General features: G+C 41.1%; 2 protein-coding genes and 1 pseudogene. 1 reads left to right on the plus strand and 2 read right to left on the minus strand.

From position 1 onward, the window contains the following. Nucleotides 1-735 (minus strand): UDP-N-acetylmuramate dehydrogenase (murB, locus tag ACEW8O_RS04465; RefSeq protein ID WP_373493423.1); only part of this gene is annotated, 735 nt, incomplete at its 3' end. Nucleotides 736-821: 86 nt separating this feature from the next. Here murB and ACEW8O_RS04470 point away from each other — a divergent pair. Next, on the plus strand, nt 822-1760 hold the full coding sequence (locus tag ACEW8O_RS04470) for a succinylglutamate desuccinylase/aspartoacylase family protein (RefSeq protein ID WP_373493424.1): 939 nt from the start codon (nt 822-824) through the stop codon (nt 1758-1760). Nucleotides 1761-2010: 250 nt separating this feature from the next. Here the strand turns inward: ACEW8O_RS04470 and ACEW8O_RS04475 are convergent. After that, a pseudogene (locus tag ACEW8O_RS04475) lies at nt 2011-2384 on the minus strand (hypothetical protein); the annotation flags it as partial.

Genomic DNA, 2384 nt, shown 5'->3' on the forward strand with positions numbered 1-2384 from the left:
TACAGTTGGGTTTTTGAAAAAACTGCCGGAATTACCAATTTTCTTTGGGTCGGGCAGTTTGCTTTTTCTAATGTGAATCACTGCTTTACTAATGGCATCAATACTTAGCTCTTCCACGCCCATTTCGGATAGGGTATGTAAAATAGCTCCATAGCTGGTTTGAAATACAGGTTTTTTCTTTAACCTGAATATTACCCTGGTAATTATATATTGATCTTTTAAATCATTTTTGAACACACTTTCCCGATATCCAAACCTACAATCATCAAAACTGAATTTTCTTTCCTTCAAAGTTTCCCTGTGAATAGCAGAAAGATGGTGGAATACCTCCTTTAACTCCACCCCGTATGCGCCGATATTTTGCATGGGTGAGGCACCTACAGTTCCGGGAATCAGCGAAAGGTTTTCAACTCCGGCCCAACCCTTATCGATACAGTACATAACCAATCCATGCCAGTTTTCACCTGCACCCACACATACCAACACCTCCTCATCATTTTCCTCCAGTATTTCAATTCCTTTTATTTCTATTTTCAAGACCAATGCATTTAGGTCTTTTGTCAATAAAATGTTACTTCCTTCACCCAATATGATCAGCGGAAGATTGAGCTCCCGGGCTTTTCGGACTCCTTCTTTAATTATGGTTTCGTTTTGTGCAGCAACAAAATATCTTGCCTTTTTATCAATTCCAAAGGTGTTGAATGGCTGCAACGAGATGTTTTCTTGTATATTCATGGTCTCAAAATGTAATTGCGAATTAAGGAAGATTTTAACCCATTAGAAAGCTTAACCGCAAATACCAGTTTTATCAATAAAAATTTATGAAAGAAATGGTTATCAACGGGGTTCGAATCAGACCCGGCCAGACCCTCAATATTGCCATTGCCATTGCCCGACTTCCCACCCACACTTTGATTGATTTACCCATTTTTATCAAAAGGGCAAAAGAGGAGGGTCCCGTGGTACTGATTTCAGGTGGTGTGCATGGGGATGAAATCAACGGCATTGTGGCGGTAAAAAGAATGCTCGAAGAAGACCAACTCAATCCTGAAAAGGGAACCCTGATTTTTATTCCCTTGGTAAATGTTTATGGGTTTTTGAGCAACAGCCGCACCTTTCCAGACGGAAGAGACCTGAACCGAAGTTTCCCGGGTAGCAAACGAGGTTCGTTGGCCTCCCAGATTGCCTTTATTCTCAGCAATGAAATTATTCCTCTTATCGATTATGGTATTGACATTCACACCGGAGGGAGAATGATTTCCAACTATCCCCAGGTCCGGGTGGATTTTAAAGATACAAAAGCATTGGAACTGGCAAAATCCTTTGGCACCCATTTTATTCTTAACTCTCCCCACATTGACAAAACCTTTAGAAAGGAGGCATATAAAAGAAGAAAGCATATTTTGGTGTACGAAGGAGGAGAATCTATGCGGATGGATGATTACGCCGTGGAGGAGGCTGTTGCAGGAACGCGAAGATTGTTGATTCATTTGGGCATGATAAAAGGAGATCCCGACCCAAAGGATACGCTGATCATCAAAGAAAGCTCCTGGACAAGGGCCAAAGTTTCCGGAATATTTGCATCTTCTGTCCAATTGGGTGATTCAGTAAAAAAAGGACAAATGATGGCCAAAATCACTGATCCTTATGGTCAGGTAAAAGTACCGGTGAAAAGCCCAAGCAATGGATATGTGGTAGGATTGAACAACAATCCCGTTGTCAATGCCGGAGATGCATTGGTGCATATCGGTCGTGATTGATGAAACAAAAGCCTTTCTGAGCTTTGCGAGAACAATCTGTACGATTCCCAATAAAAAAATTCCGCGCAAAGACCGCCAAAAATAGAAACACGCGGAGACCGCAAAGAATCAACCTTTTTCTGCGTTCATCTGCGTAATCAGCGGGAAAAATTCTCCCGCAGGTACCGCTGATTTCCGCTGATAATTTTCTGTGTTCATCTGGTGCGCCACGAGGAGTGTGTTTCTGTGGGAGTTGTTATATGAATTTGTATTACAATAGTGAGGCGAAAACGGGAAGAAAAAACTCTCCATCTGTAATAAATACAGCTGTTCGGGCACCCAGCTCGCCTCTATCTTCCATATCAAATGTAACAGCAGAAAAGGTACCATAACTTCCTGCTGTAGAAATTTGGGAAAATCTTACTTTCGCATCGTCCCTCACACCTGATACATTTTTTAATTTTGATGCGCCAAAAGCTTTTTTGTTTTCATCAAAGTAAACCAAAGCAATCCGGGCAATATCGACATCATTGACAGTCAATGGGTCCTGCATTTCATATTCTATACCTGTTTCAATTCTATCTGTTGATCTCAATGATATGACAAGAGAATTTACATTTGGATCACTCTCACTGACCATTGTTA

This window comes from Aquiflexum sp. (genome assembly GCF_041749095.1).
Taxonomy (GTDB): domain Bacteria; phylum Bacteroidota; class Bacteroidia; order Cytophagales; family Cyclobacteriaceae; genus Aquiflexum.